14 protein-coding genes are annotated in these 15980 nt (G+C 74.3%); 7 read left to right on the forward strand and 7 right to left on the reverse strand.

Translation table 11 applies throughout. From position 1 onward, the window contains the following. The first annotated feature begins 108 nt into the window (after positions 1–108). Together ACQPWW_RS10790 and ACQPWW_RS10795 are read left to right on the forward strand one after the other, a co-directional pair. On the forward strand, positions 109–330 hold the full coding sequence (locus tag ACQPWW_RS10790) for a hypothetical protein (RefSeq protein WP_030335934.1): 222 nt from the start codon (positions 109–111) through the stop codon (positions 328–330). Between the two features lie 303 nt (positions 331–633). Further along, positions 634–795: a hypothetical protein gene (locus tag ACQPWW_RS10795; RefSeq protein ID WP_433131633.1), complete on the forward strand. Its 162-nt coding sequence runs from the start codon at positions 634–636 to the stop codon at positions 793–795. Positions 796–909: 114 nt separating this feature from the next. Here ACQPWW_RS10795 and ACQPWW_RS10800 read toward each other — a convergent pair whose 3' ends face one another. From ACQPWW_RS10800 to ACQPWW_RS10810, 3 genes are all read right to left on the reverse strand, one after another. Then, a complete protein-coding gene (locus tag ACQPWW_RS10800) occupies positions 910–1971 on the reverse strand; it encodes a Gfo/Idh/MocA family oxidoreductase (protein ID WP_433131635.1) in 1062 nt (353 codons plus the stop codon). Between the two features lie 87 nt (positions 1972–2058). Further along, positions 2059–2724 (reverse strand): response regulator transcription factor, encoded by a 666-nt coding sequence (locus tag ACQPWW_RS10805; RefSeq protein WP_433131637.1) that lies wholly within the window; start codon positions 2722–2724, stop codon positions 2059–2061. Continuing rightward, the gene (locus ACQPWW_RS10810; protein WP_433131640.1) at positions 2712–4001 is read right to left on the reverse strand and encodes a histidine kinase; all 1290 of its coding nucleotides are present in this window, start codon (positions 3999–4001) and stop codon (positions 2712–2714) included. The genes ACQPWW_RS10805 and ACQPWW_RS10810 overlap by 13 nt, the downstream gene beginning before the upstream one ends. Before the next feature lie 181 nt (positions 4002–4182). Between ACQPWW_RS10810 and ACQPWW_RS10815 the strand changes: the two genes are divergently transcribed. Beyond that, positions 4183–4950, forward strand: a complete 768-nt coding sequence (locus ACQPWW_RS10815) for a TetR/AcrR family transcriptional regulator (RefSeq protein WP_433131643.1) — start codon at positions 4183–4185, stop codon at positions 4948–4950. On the opposite strand, the gene ACQPWW_RS10820 is transcribed toward ACQPWW_RS10815, so the two are convergent. Then, positions 4947–5798, reverse strand: a complete 852-nt coding sequence (locus ACQPWW_RS10820) for a helix-turn-helix domain-containing protein (RefSeq protein ID WP_433131645.1) — start codon at positions 5796–5798, stop codon at positions 4947–4949. The two genes, ACQPWW_RS10815 and ACQPWW_RS10820, sit on opposite strands and share 4 nt — an antisense overlap. A gap of 132 nt (positions 5799–5930) precedes the next feature. On the opposite strand from ACQPWW_RS10820, the gene ACQPWW_RS10825 reads away from it, so the two are divergent. The 3 genes from ACQPWW_RS10825 to ACQPWW_RS10835 all read left to right on the forward strand — a co-directional run bounded on the left by ACQPWW_RS10825 (position 5931) and on the right by ACQPWW_RS10835 (position 10379). Then, positions 5931–6878 (forward strand): SDR family NAD(P)-dependent oxidoreductase, encoded by a 948-nt coding sequence (locus ACQPWW_RS10825; RefSeq protein WP_433131647.1) that lies wholly within the window; start codon positions 5931–5933, stop codon positions 6876–6878. Positions 6879–6999: 121 nt separating this feature from the next. Next, positions 7000–8202 carry a low temperature requirement protein A gene (locus tag ACQPWW_RS10830; protein ID WP_433131649.1) on the forward strand — a complete coding sequence of 401 codons (1203 nt, stop codon included), beginning with the start codon at positions 7000–7002 and terminating at the stop codon, positions 8200–8202. A gap of 8 nt (positions 8203–8210) precedes the next feature. Continuing rightward, positions 8211–10379, forward strand: a complete 2169-nt coding sequence (locus ACQPWW_RS10835) for a hypothetical protein (protein WP_433131652.1) — start codon at positions 8211–8213, stop codon at positions 10377–10379. Positions 10380–10396: 17 nt separating this feature from the next. On the opposite strand, the gene ACQPWW_RS10840 is transcribed toward ACQPWW_RS10835, so the two are convergent. The 3 genes from ACQPWW_RS10840 to ACQPWW_RS10850 form a co-directional block, all read right to left on the reverse strand. Continuing rightward, positions 10397–10792, reverse strand: coding sequence for a hypothetical protein (locus tag ACQPWW_RS10840; protein ID WP_433131654.1), 396 nt, complete (start codon positions 10790–10792; stop codon positions 10397–10399). Continuing rightward, entirely contained in the window at positions 10789–11238 is a 450-nt protein-coding gene (locus ACQPWW_RS10845; protein WP_433131656.1) for a hypothetical protein, read from the reverse strand. Before ACQPWW_RS10845 ends, ACQPWW_RS10840 begins: the two co-directional genes overlap by 4 nt. Before the next feature lie 339 nt (positions 11239–11577). Further along, a complete protein-coding gene (locus ACQPWW_RS10850; RefSeq protein WP_433131658.1) occupies positions 11578–12456 on the reverse strand; it encodes an alpha/beta fold hydrolase in 879 nt (292 codons plus the stop codon). A gap of 138 nt (positions 12457–12594) precedes the next feature. Between ACQPWW_RS10850 and ACQPWW_RS10855 the strand changes: the two genes are divergently transcribed. Beyond that, positions 12595–15936, forward strand: a complete 3342-nt coding sequence (locus tag ACQPWW_RS10855; protein WP_433131660.1) for a BTAD domain-containing putative transcriptional regulator — start codon at positions 12595–12597, stop codon at positions 15934–15936. The last annotated feature ends 44 nt before the right edge of the window (positions 15937–15980 follow it).

Below are 15980 nucleotides of genomic sequence, written 5' to 3' on the forward strand. Positions count from 1 at the left end.
GCTCCCCGTCAACGCATAGGCCGAAATGCGCCGGAATTACGGCTATCGCCCTGGTATAGGCCCACCTGCGCCGTACCCCCGGCGCAAAATTTGCTATACGGTCGGCGAATGAAGGTCGAGGAGCATTGGTGGAACGGAGACACGACCCCGCGCGGGCGCCGGGACGTGTATATCCGTACTGACGGGCAGGGTTGGGAGGTCCGCGCCCAGATCGGTGGGGCGTCGGGTCGTGAGCGGGTGCAGCAGTGCCCAAGCCGGGCCTCGGCGGCCATCCTCGCCGATGCGTGGCGCGGCACCCACCCATCCTGGCGCGAGCTGAAGCAGCGCTGATCCGGCACCGGGCCGGGCCGGCAACGCTCCTGGGCTCCCCGCCCGGTGCGCTCCCCGGCCGGCCCGGCGCTCGGCTCAGCTCTTCGACGACGCGCGGTTCGTAGCTCACCGCTTCTGAAGCATTATCGAAGCGACGTCTGCCATCAGCGCCAGCGCCCCATCAAGCTGTGGGCAGTCGGCACGACCTCCGCACTCGAAGCCACCACCAGCAACCGTGATCACGTCGGGCGCAGGTGGGTCCGTGTTCCCGTCGTCAGGCCGGGTACACGGAGGTCGGCCGGTCGTGCCCGATGGAGGTCGCTCATGTCGAAGGGTCCCGACGAGGAGAATCCCAGGCTCGACGAGGAGGTTCGGGAGGCCGAGCGGCGCCTCGGCGAGCTCGGCCGCTCGTCGGACGACGCGCTGACCGACGAGGACGCCCGAGTGCCGGACGATGCCCCCTCCGAGCAGGACGCCGACAAGTAGATCCACTCGGCTTCCGTGACGTCGGTGTGTCAGGGCAGGTCTGACACCGCGACATCACGGAGACCGAGTCGATCATCGACGTGGCGGGACGGTCGGTCCCGGCGATCACGCCGGTCAGGCGGTCGGGACCGGCAGCACCACACCCTCGGCCGCGGACCGGTGGGCCAGCTCGATCAACTCGACGGTGGCGACCGAGTCCCGGGGGTCCACCGGCATCGGCGTGCCATCGCGCAGCGCCGCCGCCACCTGCGCGTAGAAGCTCTGGTACGCGCCCGGCTCGGTCGGCACCGCCCGCAGGTCGCCATCCACGCCGAGCAGGCCGTACCGCTCCGGCGGAACCTCGCCCCAACCCGGCTGGTCCGGTCGGCCGCCGTCGTGCAGCGCCGCCTCCTGCACGTCGAGGCCGTACGTCGTGTAGCCGGCCCGGTCGCCCAGCACCCGCAACCGGGGCCCGAGCTGCGCGGTGACCGCGCCCATCCACAGGTGCGAGCGCACCCCGTTGGCGTGGGTCAACGCCACGAAGGCGTCGTCGTCGACAGCCGCGCCCGCGCGGCGGCGGTCCACCTCCGCGTAGACGCGGTCGACAGTGCCGAACAGTTGCACCGCCTGGTCGACAAGGTGGGCGCCGAGGTCGAAGAGCGCCCCGCCGGCCTCCTCGGGACCGGCGAGCTCCCGCCAGCCCGGCTTGATCGTCGGACGGAACCGCTCGAACCGGGACTCGAAGCGCAGCACCCGCCCCAACTCGCCCTGCTCGACCAGCCGGCGGGCGGTCAGGAAGTCGCCGTCCCAGCGCCGGTTCTGGAAGACCGTCAGCGGCACCCCGCGCGCGGTCGCCTCGTCGACCAGGGCACGGCCCTCCGCGGCGGTCGGGGAGAGGGGCTTGTCGACGACGACCGGCAGCCCGGCGGCCAGCGCCGCTCGGGCCATCGGCACGTGCTGCCGGTTCGGCGTCGCCACCACGACCAGGTCCAACGCATCCGGAGTACGCCACAGCTCGTCGGCGTCGTCGACCAGGCGGGCGTCCGGGAAGTGCTGCCCGGCCTGCTCGCGCCGCTGCGGATCGCGGGTCACTATCGCGTCGAGCCGCAGCCCGGGAGTCGCGGCGATCAGCGGTGCGTGGAACACCCGACCCGCCAGCCCGTACCCCAGCAGACCGACCCGCAACGCCTCCGCCATGCCGTACCCCCGTCTCGCCGGCCCGCGCTCCTTGCCGGCGGCGGTACCGCCTGCCGAATCTACGCTCCGACCTCGACCCGGCGCTGGTCAGCCCGCCGGGTCGCTGCGCAGGTAGGTGAGCACCGCGAGCACCCGCCGGTTGGTGTCGTCGCTCGGCGGCAGGTCGAGCTTCAGCAGGATGTTGCCGACGTGCTTGCCGACCGCCGCCTCGCTGACGTGCAGTCGGCCGGCGATCGACGCGTTCGACCGGCCCTCGGCAAGCAGCGCCAGCACCTCGCGTTCCCGGGCGGAGAGCGCGGCGAGCGGATCGCGCGGGCGGTGCAGCAGCTGCCGCACCACGTCGGGGTCGATGGCGGTGCCTCCCGCCGTGACCCGGCGCAGCGTGTCGACGAACTCGGTGACCTCGGCCACCCGGTCCTTGAGCAGGTAGCCGACCCGCTGACCGTCGCCGCTGTCCAGCAGCGCCGCCGCGTACCCGGTCTGCACGTACTGGCTGAGCACCACCACCGGCAGGTGGGGCCGCTCGGCGCGTAACGCGACGGCGGCCCGGAGCCCGTCGTCGCGGCGGCCCGGCGGCATCCGGATGTCGGTGAGCACCAGGTCCGGTGCGTGCTCGCGGGCCGCGTCCAGCAGCTCGGGCGCGGAGCCGACGGCGGCGCACACAGTGAACTCGAAGCGGGTCAGCAGCGCGACCAGGCCCTCCCGCAGCAGCACCTCGTCCTCCGCGAGGACCACTCGGGTCACCGACGACACGGCAGCTCCACCCGGACCAGGGTAGGTCCGCCGGGCGGGCTGGACAGCAGCAGCCGGCCGTCCACGGCGGCGATCCGGTCGGCGAGTCCGGTCAGGCCGGTGCCCCGGATAGGGTCGGCGCCGCCACGGCCGTCGTCGGCCACCTCGACGACGAGGTCCCCGCCGGCCCGGCTGAGGCGTACCTCGGCGTGGGTCGCCCCGGCGTGCCGGGCGACGTTTCCCAGCGCCTCGGACACCACGAAGTAGGCGGTGGTCTCGACGATCTCCGGCAACTCGCCGGCGAGGTCGGCGTGCACGGCGACCGGGATGGTGGCGGCGTCCGCCAGCTCGCTCGCGGCACCGGCCAGACCGAGGTCGGTGAGGCTCTGCGGACGAATGCCGTGCACCAACTGCCGCAACATCACCATCAGGCCCCGCGCCTGGTCGTGTGCCACCGCGAGGGGGCGGGCGGCCGGGGAGTCCTCGGGTACGTCCAACCGGGCCAGGCCCAGCTGGAGGGTGAGGCTGGTCAGTCGTGGCTGGGCGCCGTCGTGCAGGTCCCGTTCGATCCGGCGTCGTTCCGCCTCGTACGCGCCGACCAGCCGGGTGCGCGACCGGGCGACCTCGCGCAGCGCCGCCGCGTCGACCGGCCAGGCCAGTGCCCACCGGGCCACGGCGGCCTGGGTGGCGGCGAGCAGACCGGCCGCGTAGCAGAAGACCGGCAGCAGCAGCACCGCCACGATCGCGTACGGGATGGCCTCGCCGGTGCTCTCGATCGGGCGCCAGATGACGACAGGCTCGGCGTCGCCGGCCAACCACGGGCTGGTGATCATCCCGACGTCGAGCAGCACCAGCAGCAGGAAGACCCAGTACGCGACCGGCACGAACCCGCCCAGCCAGAACAGGTACGCCACCTCACGCCAGGTCGCGGCGCTGCGGTAGCGGGCGACAAGACCCGGCCACGGCGACGCGGCCAGCGGGCGGTTGTCCACGAGCCCGAGCCGCCACCGCTCGATGACGGCCACCGGGTAGCTCACGATCGGCGCCAACGCCAGCAGGGTGAGGCTGCCGACCGCCAGGAACAGCACGAGCGCGACGCCCGGCGGCCGGCCGTGTTGCAGCAGCGCGTTGGCGGCGGCCAGCAGCGGTGCGCCGATGACGAGCAGCCCGACGGCGAGCAGGCCCGCGATCGGCACGGTGCTGACCAGGTAGGCGAGCGCCCGCCAGGGCCAGGCGGAGATCAGCCAGCCGCGGCGACGCAGCGCCTCGGCCAGCCGGGGAGGGGGTTGCGAGGTCATGCCGCAGACGCTAATCGCGGGCGACCGGCCGCCCCAGCCGTCCAGATCCACTTTCCGGGGTAGGTCCAGCACTACCCGGAGCGGCGGCCCGACGACAGCGAAAGAGCGCCGACCACTGCCACTGAGGTCCGGCCGGCGGGCGACGTACGGCGTACGGTCGCGTTGTTAGGATGACCGGACCATGGCGAGCGAACGCAAGGCGACCGCGGACCCGGCCCGCAGCCTGGCCATCCTCTGGCGCACCCGGGAACCGACAAGCCGCAGCGCCGGCCCGGGGCTCAGCGTCGACCGGATCGTCCGGACCGCGATCGAGATCGCCGACACCGAGGGCCTCGACGCGCTGACCATGCGCCGGGTCGGTGCGGCGTTGGGCGTCGGCACCATGTCCGTCTACACCTACGTGCCGGGCAAGGCCGAACTCGTCGCCGTCATGATCGACACCGCGTACGGGGAGATGCCGCGCCCCTCCGTCGAGGGAGACTGGCGGACCCGCCTGGAGCGGGTCGCCCGCGACAATCTCGCGCTCTACCAACGGCACCGGTGGATGCTGCGGGCCGAGACGACCCGACCCGTGCTCGGCCCCCACCTGGTGGCCAAGTACGACCGCGAGCTGAACACCGTCGCCGACATCGGGCTCACCGACGTCGAGATGGACGCGGTGCTCACGCTCGTCCTCGGGCACGTGAAGAGTTCCGCCCGCGCCGAGTCCGAGGTCGTCGACCTGGAGCGGGAGACCGGCATGACCGACGGCCAGTGGTGGCAGTCGCACGCGCCCTGGCTGGAGACGTTCCTGACGGCCGGGGCCTACCCGACCGCCGCCCGGGTCGGCACCGCGGCCGGCCAGGAGCACGGCGCCGCCTTCGGCCCGGAGTACGCCTTCGAGTTCGGCCTGCAACGCGTCCTCGACGGGATCTCGGTGGTGGTCGCCGAACGGGCCACCGCCGGCTAGCGCTGCCGGGACCCGGCCGGACCGGGCGCCCCGCCCACCGCGTCCCGGGCCAACCGGGCGAGCGCGTGCGCCGACGGGCTGCCCGGCTCGGCGTGGTAGACGACAAGCGACTGGGTCGTGCCGGCGATCGTGAGCTTCTCGTACCGCAACTCCAACTCGCCCACCCGGGGATGACGGAACACCCGGACCCCGCCACCGGCGCGGGCGACCACGTCGTGCCGGGCCCACAGCCGCCGGAACCGTTCACTGCCGGCGGACAACTCCTCGACCAGTTCGAGAAGCCGGGGGTCGTCGACCTCGGCGCCCACCTGCGCGCGCAGGCCGGCCACCGCGTTGGCCGCGACCGCCTCCGAGGCGGGGTAGAGCGACGGCACGACCGGGTCCAGGAAGACCGCGCGGAGCAGGTTCACGCCGACCGCGTAGATCGGGGCCAGCGCGGTCGCCACCGGGTTGGCGAAGAGGACGTCCAGGTGCCGGCCGTGCACCAGGGCGGGGGTCTGCGTCCACGAGCCGACCAACTGTCGGATGCCCACCGGCACGCGTTCCGGCCGCCGCGCCGGACGGCGGGTCGACGCCTGCTCGCCGAGTCGGCGCAGGTGCGTCGTGGCCGCCGCGTCCAGCCGCAACGCCCGGGCCAGCGCGTCGAGCACCTGCGTCGACGGGTGCCGGTCACGCCCCTGCTCCAGCCGCAGGTAGTAGTCGGCGCTGATGCCGGCCAACAGCGCCAACTCCTCGCGCCGCAGGCCGGGCACCCGCCGACGGCCGTGCGCGGGCAGCCCGACGTCGCCCGGTCTGATCAGCTCGCGCCGGGCACGCAGGTACTCGCCGAGCGGACCGGCCGTGTGCACCAACCCATCGTAGGAGCGGCCGTCGGCCGCCCATCCTGGTCCTGCCACTACCAGGAAAACCAGGAACCCGGCTAACTCCGGCCCGTGGGGTGACAGTTTGGGGCGTAAGCGCCACCGAGAGTTGGGACAGAGATGAGCGAGCGAATCACGACCCCGTTCGGTTTCGCCTCGACCGCCGACGAGGTCCTCGCCGGAGTCGACCTGACCGGCAAACGGGCCGTCATCACCGGAGGCGCCGCCGGCATCGGCGTCGAGACCGCCCGCTCGCTGGCCGCCGCCGGCGCCGAGGTCGTGCTCGCGGTGCGTCGGGTCAGCGCCGGCGAGCAGGCCGCTGCCGACATCGCCGCCGGCATCGGCGCGGACCGGGTCACCGTCCGCGAGCTGGACCTGGCCAACCAGGATTCGGTACGCCGCTTCGTCGCCGATTGGGACCAGCCGCTGCACATCCTCGTCAACAACGCCGGGATCATGGCGCTGCCCGAGCTGGAGCGCACCGCCGAGGGCTGGGAGACGCAGTTCGCCACCAACTTCATGGGGCACTACGCGTTGACAGTCGGCCTGCACGACGCGCTCGCCGCCGCCGGTGGCGCCCGGGTGGTGTCGGTCAGCTCCAGCGGCAACCTCTTCTCCCCGGTGATCTTCGACGACCTGCACTTCGCGTTCCGGCCGTACGACCCGCTGCTGGCCTACGGGCAGTCCAAGAGCGCCGAGGCCCTGCTCGCCGTCGAGGCGACCCGCCGTTGGTCCGGCGAGGGCATCTACGCCAACGCGCTCAACCCGGGTGCGATCGCCACCGGCCTGCAGAAGCACACCGGCGGGCTGCGTACGCCCAGGGAGCGGCAGAAGACCCCGCAGCAGGGCGCCGCGACCTCGGTGCTGCTCGCCGCGTCCCCGCTGCTGGACGGCATCGGCGGTCGTTACTTCGAGGACTGCGCCGAGGCCCCGGTCGTCACCGAGCGACCCGCCGACTACAGCGGTGTGGCGGCGTACGCGGTCGATCCGGGCAACGCGCGGCGACTCTGGGACGTGGCCGCGGACCTGGTCGCGGCCGGCGCCCCGACGTCGGGGCGCACCCGGTGACGGCGCGCCGACCCGTGGCGCCGCCCGCCGTGGGAAGCGGCCGGGCCTGGCCGAACCGACCCGAACCCGGCCGCCCGGGTGGTACGACTGGGACGGCAGGTGACGTCGGGGAAGGGGGGCGATGGCGAACGGGCTCCCCGGGCGGCTGCTCCAGCAGCGGGAGAACCCCCGCCGGACGTCGTTCCTGGAGCTCTTCTTCGACCTGGCCTTCATCTTCGCGCTGACCCGGCTGTCCCGGACGCTGCTGAACGACCTCAGCGTCAACGGCGCCTTCCAGGTGCTGGTGATGCTGGCGGCGCTGTGGTGGGTGTGGTTCGTGACCGCCTGGTCGGCGGACTGGTTCGACCCGCGCGCCCCGTTGATCGTCGTACTCCTGCTGTGGGTGATGTTCGGCGGCCTGCTGATGGCCTCCGCCGTGCCCACCGCGTTCGACTCCCACGCCGGGTTGTTCGCCCTCGCCTACGTGGCCATCCACCTCGGTCGAGCCGCGCTGCTGATCCCGGCGCTGCGGGGCCACCCGCTGCAACTGCGGAGCCTGCGGGTGGCGATCTGGTTCTCGATCTCCGGCGTGCTGTGGGTGGTCGGGGCGGTCGTCGCCCAGGCCCGGGAGGCACTCTGGGCGCTCGCCATCGTGCTGGAGTACGCCCTCGCCCGGCTGCGCTGGCCGTTTCCGCGGCTCGGGCGCAGCTCCTGGCCGGACCTTCAGGTGAACGGTGAGCACCTCTCCGAGCGCTACCAACAGATCTTCATCATCGCGCTGGGCGAGCTGATCCTGGTCGGCGGCGTCGCGTACGGAGACTCCGGCATGGCCCGGGAGAACACCCTCGCCTTCGCCCTGGCGTTCGTGACAGCGGTGGCCCTCGCCCGGCTCTACCTGGTGCCCGCCGGCACGCGACTGGGCGCCAGCATCGTGGCTGCCGGCCCGCCCGGCAGCAAACTGGCGCTCACGGCCGGCTACCTGCACGTCGTCATGATCGCCGGGGTCCTGGCCACCAGCGTCGCCATGGAGCTGACGATCGGCGATCCGGGAGAACGCGATCCGGGCCGGCTGGCCGTGGGCGTCATCGGCCCGGCGCTGGTCCTGACCGCCCGGATCGTGCTCGCGGCGCTTGTCGACAGCAGCCTGCCCTGGGCGCGTCTGGTCGGTGTGCCGGCCATCGTCGTGTTCGGGTGGGCGACCCAGGGACTCCCGCAACTGGCCACCAGTGCCGTCGTCGCCGGCGTGTTGCTGCTGATCGTCGTGGTCGACGCGATGCCCGCACTGTGGCGGCAGTCCCGCCCGGCCAGCGGGAGCGATGCGCCCTATCCGCGACGGCACGGGTAACCGCCCCGATGCCGGAGAGGCCATCCAGGCACGCCGACCAACCGCGACGCGACGACGTGGTGGAGTTGCGGGTGCACGGCGTGTCCGGGGCACGACCCTCGGTCGTGCTGGGCGAGGCGAGGGTCCGGCAGGTCGCGGGCGACGACAGCGGAGGCTTCCACCGCCGCGCCGGGTCCGACGGCACCGACCCGGACGGGCTGACGCTGGAGGCGTACCGCTGGGGTGACCTGCCCTCGGGCACCGTGGCGCGGACCCTCGCCATGGTCTTCCTGCTGCCGTTCACGCTCAGCAACCTGGCGATGTGGATGCGGCCCGCCGGCCGCGCCGCCGCCGGGGTCACCGTCCTGAGCCGGCTCCTCGCGCTCAACCTCACAGTGGTGTACGTGGTGTCCATCGCCGGGGTCTGCCTTGACCTGCTCGCCTGGCGGTGTCTCGGCGCGGCCCACTGCCGGGCGCCCTTCGACACGCTGGGCGGGCTCGACGGCCGACACGTCGGGCAGCGGCTGGCCGTGCTGGCGCTGCTGCCGATCGCCGCGGTCGCGCTCCTCCGGCTGCTCGGAACACGCCGGTCCCGCCCGGCCGGCAACCCACTGTGGGCGGTGGAGCCGCTTGTGGAACGGCTGCGGGCGATCCACGTCGCCGCGGCGCTCGCGGTACTCGATCTTGTGTTGCTCGCGGCGCATCGCGCCGGCGGTGCCACGCCCGCGACGACGTTGCTGGTGACGCTCAGCGCGGCGGTCCTGCTGGCCTGCGTCGGCCTGCTCGCCGCGCCGGGGCTGATCGACCGTGCGGCGACCGCGCGGATGTCCACCTGGACGGCCCGCGCGGCGGGCCTGGTGGCGGCCGGGCTGACCGTGGCGACCCTCGTCGCCGTGGCTGGCGACGAGCAGGTCTGGCCGTCGTCGACAGCGCTCCCCGGCTACGGGGCGATCACGGGCGGAGCGCTGCTCGGCCAGATGGTGCTGCTGGTGCTGCTCTGCGGCCTGGTGCTGTGGCGTCTCGGTCGCGCCAGGGGCCGGTCCGCCCTGGCCCGGGGTCTGGGCGCGACGGTCATCGCGGCCATCGCGGTCGGTCTGTCCGGCGCGCTCTCGGCCGGCCTCGTCTATCAGACGGGGGATCTGCTCGGCGTCTACAGCGGTGGCGGTGAGCCGCCGCTGCCGTACCGCTGGACGATCCTGGCGGTGTTCCTGCACGTGGCCGCGGCGGTGCTGGCGTGCGGCGCGTTGACCCTCCTGTCGCGGCGTCGCCGGCTTCGTGCCGCGGCGGACATCACCGCCCTCGACTTTCCCACACCGCCGGAGGCGACCGGGCGGCTGCGGGACGTCACAAGGGCCGTGGCCCGGGCGCGGTTCACCGAGTGGCTGGGCCGGCTGGCCGCCGTGTACGCGGCGCTCGCGGTGATCGGGCTGGCCACGAGCCTGCTCGGGCAGGCCGGGCGCGAACCGGACGAGGTGGCGCGGAAGGTGCTCGGGCTGCCGGCCGGGTTCGTCGGGATGGCCCTCGCGGGGGGCACCGTCGTCGTCGTCGCAGTGGTCCTCGCTCTGCTGTTGGGCGGTGTGTTCGCCTACCGCACGGCGTGGTTCCGCCGGCACGTCGGCATCCTGTGGGACCTGGGCACCTTCTGGCCCCGGGCCGCCCACCCGTTCGCGCCCCCGAGCTACGCCGACCGCGCGGTGCCGGAGTTGGCCGACCGGATCACGCAACTGGCCGAGCGGCACGCCGGGGTGTTGCTGTGCGGGCACAGCCACGGGTCGGCGTTGCTGGCCCTCGCGGTGCTGCGGCTGCCTCCGCGAACACGCGAACGGGTCGCGCTACTCACCTACGGCTCCCCGCTGGACCGCCTCTACGCCCGGCTCTTTCCGGCGTACCTCAACGCGAACGTGCTGCGCGAGGTGGGGGAGCGGGTCGGCTGGCGGTGGCTCAACCTCTGGCGCGACACGGACCCGGTCGGCGGTTGGATCTTCGCCGCGCACCGGCCCGGCGATCCGCCGCCGGACGCCGCCGACCCGGCCGGGCGGGTCGACCGCAGGCTGCGCGACCCTCGGGACCTGCTGTCGTCACCGGGGGAGCGTCGACCGCCACCGTTGCGCGGGCACCACCCGGACGAGTCCGAGCCCGAGTTCCGGGCGGCCCTGCGGGAACTCGCCGGCCGACTGCGCCTCCCGGACGGCGGATGAGCCGCCGGCGATATCCGTCACTGCTCCTCGGCCAGCCGCTCGGACTCCGCGACGACCGAGCGGATCCTGCGCAGGGTGGCGTCGGGGGCATGCACGGCGGCACGCCACCGGTCGAGGGTGCGGGTCAGCACCCGGACGACGAACTGCAACTGGTTGACCTGCTCGCGCAGCAGTGCCAACTCCGCACGAGCGCTCACCGCCTCGCTCTCCAACTCGGTGATCCGCAGCTGTAGGGGTTGCACGAGCGTCAGCGCGGCCTCGGTGAGCGTGTCGGCGGCGTCCGCCTTGAACTTGCCCCGCTGTGACACGACGGTGGCGATGGCGGCCAGACCCGTCGTTCCGCCGAGGACGCCGAGCAGGCTGAGCAGCACCTGCACCCAGTGCGGCGCCTCGGGGTTCGATACCGGGTTCACGTGACACCTCCCGCGACCCGTTTGTGAGTCGTGCACTGGTGGCCGTAGGCCAGGCAGCGCAGGTCGGCGGCGATCAGGGCGGCCCGCCAGAACGACCCCAGCGGCACCGTGCAGATCAACGACGCCGCGACGACGCCCTGCCGGCCGGCCACCGCCACCAGCGCCACCGCGTACATGCCGGTGATGGTGCCGAGCACCAGCACCGACGCGAACTCGATGCCGAGACCGGTGGAGAGCCGACCGGGCCACAGGATGCCCAGCAGCCCGCCCACGCCGACGGCGACCAGGGCGACCTCCCAGCCGACCTGGAGGGGTTCCGGCATGGCCAGTTGGACCGACGGTGGTCGGACGTCGAGCGTGAGCAGCAGGACCCCACAGATGGGCGTCGTGATCAGCGCGGCCACCTCGAACGGTTGGTGCTTGGCGCGATTCCGCAGATGCCCCACAGCGACTCCTTGGTCGGTGATCGTGCTCACCGGCCCGCGACCGGGGCCGGTGCCGTGGGGTGGATCGCGACCGCGGGGGCGGTCCGTGCGGCGGAGCCCGAGGGCGACGGGGCGGGAGAACAATCGATTGGCGACTCGCCGCCGTTGGCTGCCGATATCTGCCTGTGTATCACCGCCGACCGGTTCGCGTCCACCTGTGCGAAGTCGCATTTCCGCAGGTCAGGACCATATTCGGCAATGTGCGGCCGCCGGGGCGCGCAGCGGTGGCGGCCACGCGCCCTCGGCGGCGCGGAGTGTCGGAATTATTACCGTGGGCGACCTCCGCTCAGCAACGGCCGATCAGCGTCGCAGCAGGGCGCGCAGCGCCCCGACCACCACCGCGGGTGCCTCCTCGGCCATGAAGTGCCCGCAGGTGACCGTCTGGTGTTCGAGGTCGGGCGCCCAGGCCCGCCACACCCCGGCCGCGTCGTAGCCGAGCGCCGCGCCCCAGTCCTGCTGGAGCACTGTCACCGGCATCCGCAGCCGGTTGCCCGCCGCCCGGTCGGCGGTGTCGTGGGTGACGTCGATGCCGGCGGACGCCCGGTAGTCGGCGACGATCGAGGCCACCGCGTCGCGGGACGCGCGCAGGTAGGCGGCGCGCACCTCGGCCGGCAGCGCACCCGGGTCGCGGGTCCAGACGTCCAGGAAGTGGCCGAAGAACGCGTCCGGGCTGCCGCCGATCAGCTCCTCGGGCAGGCCCGGCGGCTGCGCCATCAGGTACAGGTGGAAGGCGACCGCGGCGTTGACGCCGTGCAGCACGTCCCACATGTCCAGGGTGGGCAGCACGTCGAGCAGGGCGAGCCGGCTGATCGCCGCCGGGTGGTCGAGGCCGGCGCGGAACGCGACAAGGGCGCCCCGGTCGTGCCCGGCCAGGGCGAAGCGCTCATGACCGAGCGCACCGGCCAGGGCCACCACGTCGGCGGCCATGGTCCGCTTGGCGTACCCGGTGCCGTCCGCGTCCACCGGCTTGTCGCTGTCGCCGTAGCCGCGCAGGTCCGGGCAGATGACAGTGTGGTCGGCGGCCAGGTCGGCAGCGACGTGCCGCCACATGAGGTGGGTCTGCGGGAAGCCGTGCAACAGCACGATCGGTGGCCCGGAGCCACCCACGGCGGCGGCGAGCGTCACGCCGTCGGCGACGGTGACGCGCTGGTAGTCGAATCCGTTGATCCTCGGCTCCACGGGGAACCTTCCTGGTGAGCAGGGCCGGCTCGGGCGGTGACCCGTCGCCGTCGTACGGTGTCGAGCCTGCTCCGCGGTGATCAGCAGACGGTCAGCGCCGAATCAGTGCGGGCCGGCACAGCCGCCTAGATTGGTGCCATGACCAGGCAACCGACGCCACCGGTGGAGGTGACGTTCGGCGTACTCGGGCCGGTGACCGCCGCCGCCGGGGGCGTGCCCGTCCCGCTGCGGGGGCACCGGCAGCGCCTGGTGCTGGCCCGGTTGTTGATCGCCCACGGCCGGGTGGTGCCGGTGGATCGCCTCGTCGACGACCTGTGGGAGGTGCCGCCGGACGGCGCGGTGGGCGCGATCCGTACCTTCGTCGCCGACCTGCGCCGGGCGCTGGAGCCCGACCGGCCGCCCCGGCAGCCACCCCGCCTCCTGGTCACCGAACCCTCCGGGTACGTGCTGCGGACCGCCCCGAACGCCGTGGACGCCGCACGCTTCGAGGCGGCCGTCGGCGAGGCGGGACGACTGCTGACGGCCGAACTGCCCGCACCGGCCCTGGCCGCGCTGGACACGGCGCTCGGGCTCTGGCGCGGACCCGCGTACGTGGACTGTGCGGGCGCGCTCTGGGCCGTCGCGGAGATCAACCGGCTGGACGAGTTGCGGATGCTCGCCGTCGAACGGCGGGCTGAGGCGCTGCTCGCGCTGGGTCGGCCGGACGAGGCCGCCGCCGACCTGCCCGCCCACCTCGCCGGCCATCCGCTGCGGGAGGACGCCTGGCGGCTGCTCGCGTTGGCCCGCTACCGCGCCGGACGGCAGGGCGAGGCGCTGGCCGCGCTGCGCGACGCCCGCGACGCGGTGGTGTCCGCGCTGGGGGTGGACCCGGGGCCCGAGCTGCGGCGGCTGGAGGCCGACATCCTGGCCCAGGCGGCACACCTCACCCGTACTCCCGCGCTGTCCGTCCCGGCCGGACCCGTTCGCGGTGGCGGGTCGGGGTCGGCGCCAGGGCGGCCGTTCGTCGGGCGGGACGCGGAGTTGGCGCGGCTGCGGGACGCCGCCGAGGCCGCCACCCGCCCGGGTCGGCCAACGCTCGCCCTGCTCAGCGGGGACCCGGGCGCCGGCAAGTCCGCACTGGCCGAGGCGCTGACCCGGCAGCTCGCCGCAGCGGGCTGGAGCACGGCATGGGGGCGCAGCCCCGAGTACGACGGTGCCCCGACCGCCTGGCCGTGGACGCAGATCACCGACGCGCTGACCGAGCCGGCCGGGTCGGTGGGCGGCGGGCTCGCCGCACCGGCGGTGAGCGACGGCCCGAGTGATCCCGCCGTGGCCCGGTTCCGTCGGCACCGTGCGGTGGCGGCGCTCGTCTCCGCCGTCGCCGACCGGGGACCCCTGCTGCTGGTCCTTGACGATCTGCACCGGGCCGACGGGGACACGTTGGACCTGCTCATCGGCCTGCTCACCGGCCCGCGGCCGGCCACCGGGCCGGTGCTGGTCCTCGGCACCTACCGGGCCACCGAGCTGAACCCGGAGCTGACGGCCGCGCTGGCCCGCGCGGCCGGACTCGAACCGGTGCGGGAATACCTCGGCGGACTGTCCGCCGAGGCGACCGGCGAGTTGGCCCGCGCCGTCGCGGGCACCGAGCTGGACTCGCCCACCGTCCGGCTGATCCACCACCGCAGCGGCGGCAACCCGTTCTTCGTCCGGGAGCTGGCCCAGTTGTACGCCGGTGCGGGTCAGGCGGCGCTGGCGGCGGTGCCACCGGGGGTGCGCGACGTGATCCGGCACCGCCTCGCACAGTTGCCCGCGCCGACCCAGACCGTGCTGCGGCAGGCGGCAGTGCTCGGCCGGGACCTCGACCCCGCGGTGCTCGGCGCGCTGGCGGACGACCCGGCGGCCCTGCTGGACGCCGTGGACCGCGCGTTGCAGGCCGGATTCCTGACCGAGCGGGAGCCCGAGGGGCGACTACGGTTCACCCACATCCTGGTCCGCGACACGCTCTACGCCGACCTGTCCGCGTCCCGTCGGGCGGCCTGGCACGCCGCCGTGGCCGAGGCGATGCAGCGGCAGCAGCCCGTCGACCCCGCCGCACTCGCCCACCACCTGCTGCACGCCGGAGGACGGGCGGCCGCCCACCGCGCGGCCAGCTACGCGCGAACCGCTGCCGAACAGGCCGAACGGGACGGCAACCCGCACGAGGCGGCCCGGCTGTGGGCGCAGGTCCTCGACGCGTACGACCGGGCCGGGCAGAACGAGCGACGCGAACGGCTCGGCGCGATGCTCGGCCTCGGGCGCGGGCTGGCGGTGACGGGCCGGTTGGCCGAGGCGCGGCGGTACCGCGCCGCGGCGATCACCGACGCCGAGGCGGTCGGCGACCCCCGGCTGACCGCTGAGGTGCTTGCCGGTTTCGACGTGCCCGCCATCTGGACCCGCAATGACGACGACGCGCTCTCCGAGCGGATCGTGCGCGCCGCCGAGCACGCCCTGACCGGCCTCGGCCCGACCGGCTCGGCGCAACGCAGCCGGCTGCTGAGCACGCTGGCGCTGGAGCTGCGGGGCAGCACCGACGACCGTGGCCGCCGGGCCGCGGCCGAGGCCGAGCGGATCGCCCGGACCGTCGCGGACCCCGGGCTGCTGGCGTTCGCGCTCAACGCGCGTTTCATGCACGCCTTCCACAGCGTCGGGCTGGCCGACGAGCGGGCGAGCATCGGCGCGGAACTGGTCGACCTGGCCACTCCCCGGCAGTTGGTGACCTTCGAGGTGCTGGGTCACCTCATCCTGGTCCAGGCCTGCTGCGCGCGGGCCGACCGGGCCGGCGCGGACGCGCACGCCCGCGCCGCCGACCACCTCGCGCACCGGTACGAGTTGCCGCTGGTCGGAGTCTTCACCGGCTGGTACGCCGCGCTGCGCCTGGCGATGGGCGGCGACCGGGACGCGGCGGCGACCGCGTACCGGACTGCCGCCGCACGCCTGCCCGTCGACGCCATGCCGGGCCTGGCCCCGGGGTTGCTGCCGCTCGCCCTGCTCGGCCTGCGACTGGCCGACGCCGTCAGCGAAGCCCCGCTGGCAGGCGCCGCCGGGCGGGGCCGGCCGATCCCCGGGCCGGACGACGAGGACTGGGCGCGGCTGGACTGGGGCCCGCACGAGCCCTGGGTCCGGCCCCTGCTGCTCGCCGCCGACGGCGACCAGGCAGCCACCCGGGCGGCGCTGCGGGCCCTCCCGGACGGGCCGCACGACCTGTTGCGCGAGGTGCGGCTGTGCCTCACCGCTCGGGCGGCGCTCGCCATCGGCGACCGGCCGACAATGGAGCGGGTCGCCGCCGCGCTCCGACCGGCCGCCGCCGAACTGGCCGCCGGCAGCGGAGTGGTCACCGTCGGCCCGGTGGCCGGGCACCTCGCCGATCTGGCCGCAGCCCTGGGCCGCGACGAGGAAGCCGCCGCGCACCGCCGTACCGCCCACGCGCTCACCGTCCGCGTCCGCGCCGACGACCCGACCTGAGCGCCGTCGCGGCGTCCCCCGGCGACTTGCCGGAACGTGCCGAA

The organism is Micromonospora sp. CA-240977, assembly GCF_050942285.1.
Lineage (GTDB): Bacteria > Actinomycetota > Actinomycetes > Mycobacteriales > Micromonosporaceae > Micromonospora.

Bases quoted from the DNA above. Each gene is read 5' to 3' on its own strand.
- ACQPWW_RS10825 (WP_433131647.1), top strand. From the start codon at position 5,931: ATGAGCGAGCGAATCACGACCCCGTTCGGTTTCGCCTCGACCGCCGAC.
- ACQPWW_RS10810 (WP_433131640.1), bottom strand. From the start codon at position 4,001: ATGACCTCGCAACCCCCTCCCCGGCTGGCCGAGGCGCTGCGTCGCCGC.
- ACQPWW_RS10835 (WP_433131652.1), top strand. From the start codon at position 8,211: ATGCCGGAGAGGCCATCCAGGCACGCCGACCAACCGCGACGCGACGAC.
- ACQPWW_RS10815 (WP_433131643.1), top strand. From the start codon at position 4,183: ATGGCGAGCGAACGCAAGGCGACCGCGGACCCGGCCCGCAGCCTGGCC.
- ACQPWW_RS10790 (WP_030335934.1), top strand. From the start codon at position 109: ATGAAGGTCGAGGAGCATTGGTGGAACGGAGACACGACCCCGCGCGGG.
- ACQPWW_RS10800 (WP_433131635.1), bottom strand. From the start codon at position 1,971: ATGGCGGAGGCGTTGCGGGTCGGTCTGCTGGGGTACGGGCTGGCGGGT.
- ACQPWW_RS10795 (WP_433131633.1), top strand. From the start codon at position 634: ATGTCGAAGGGTCCCGACGAGGAGAATCCCAGGCTCGACGAGGAGGTT.
- ACQPWW_RS10830 (WP_433131649.1), top strand. From the start codon at position 7,000: ATGGCGAACGGGCTCCCCGGGCGGCTGCTCCAGCAGCGGGAGAACCCC.
- ACQPWW_RS10855 (WP_433131660.1), top strand. From the start codon at position 12,595: ATGACCAGGCAACCGACGCCACCGGTGGAGGTGACGTTCGGCGTACTC.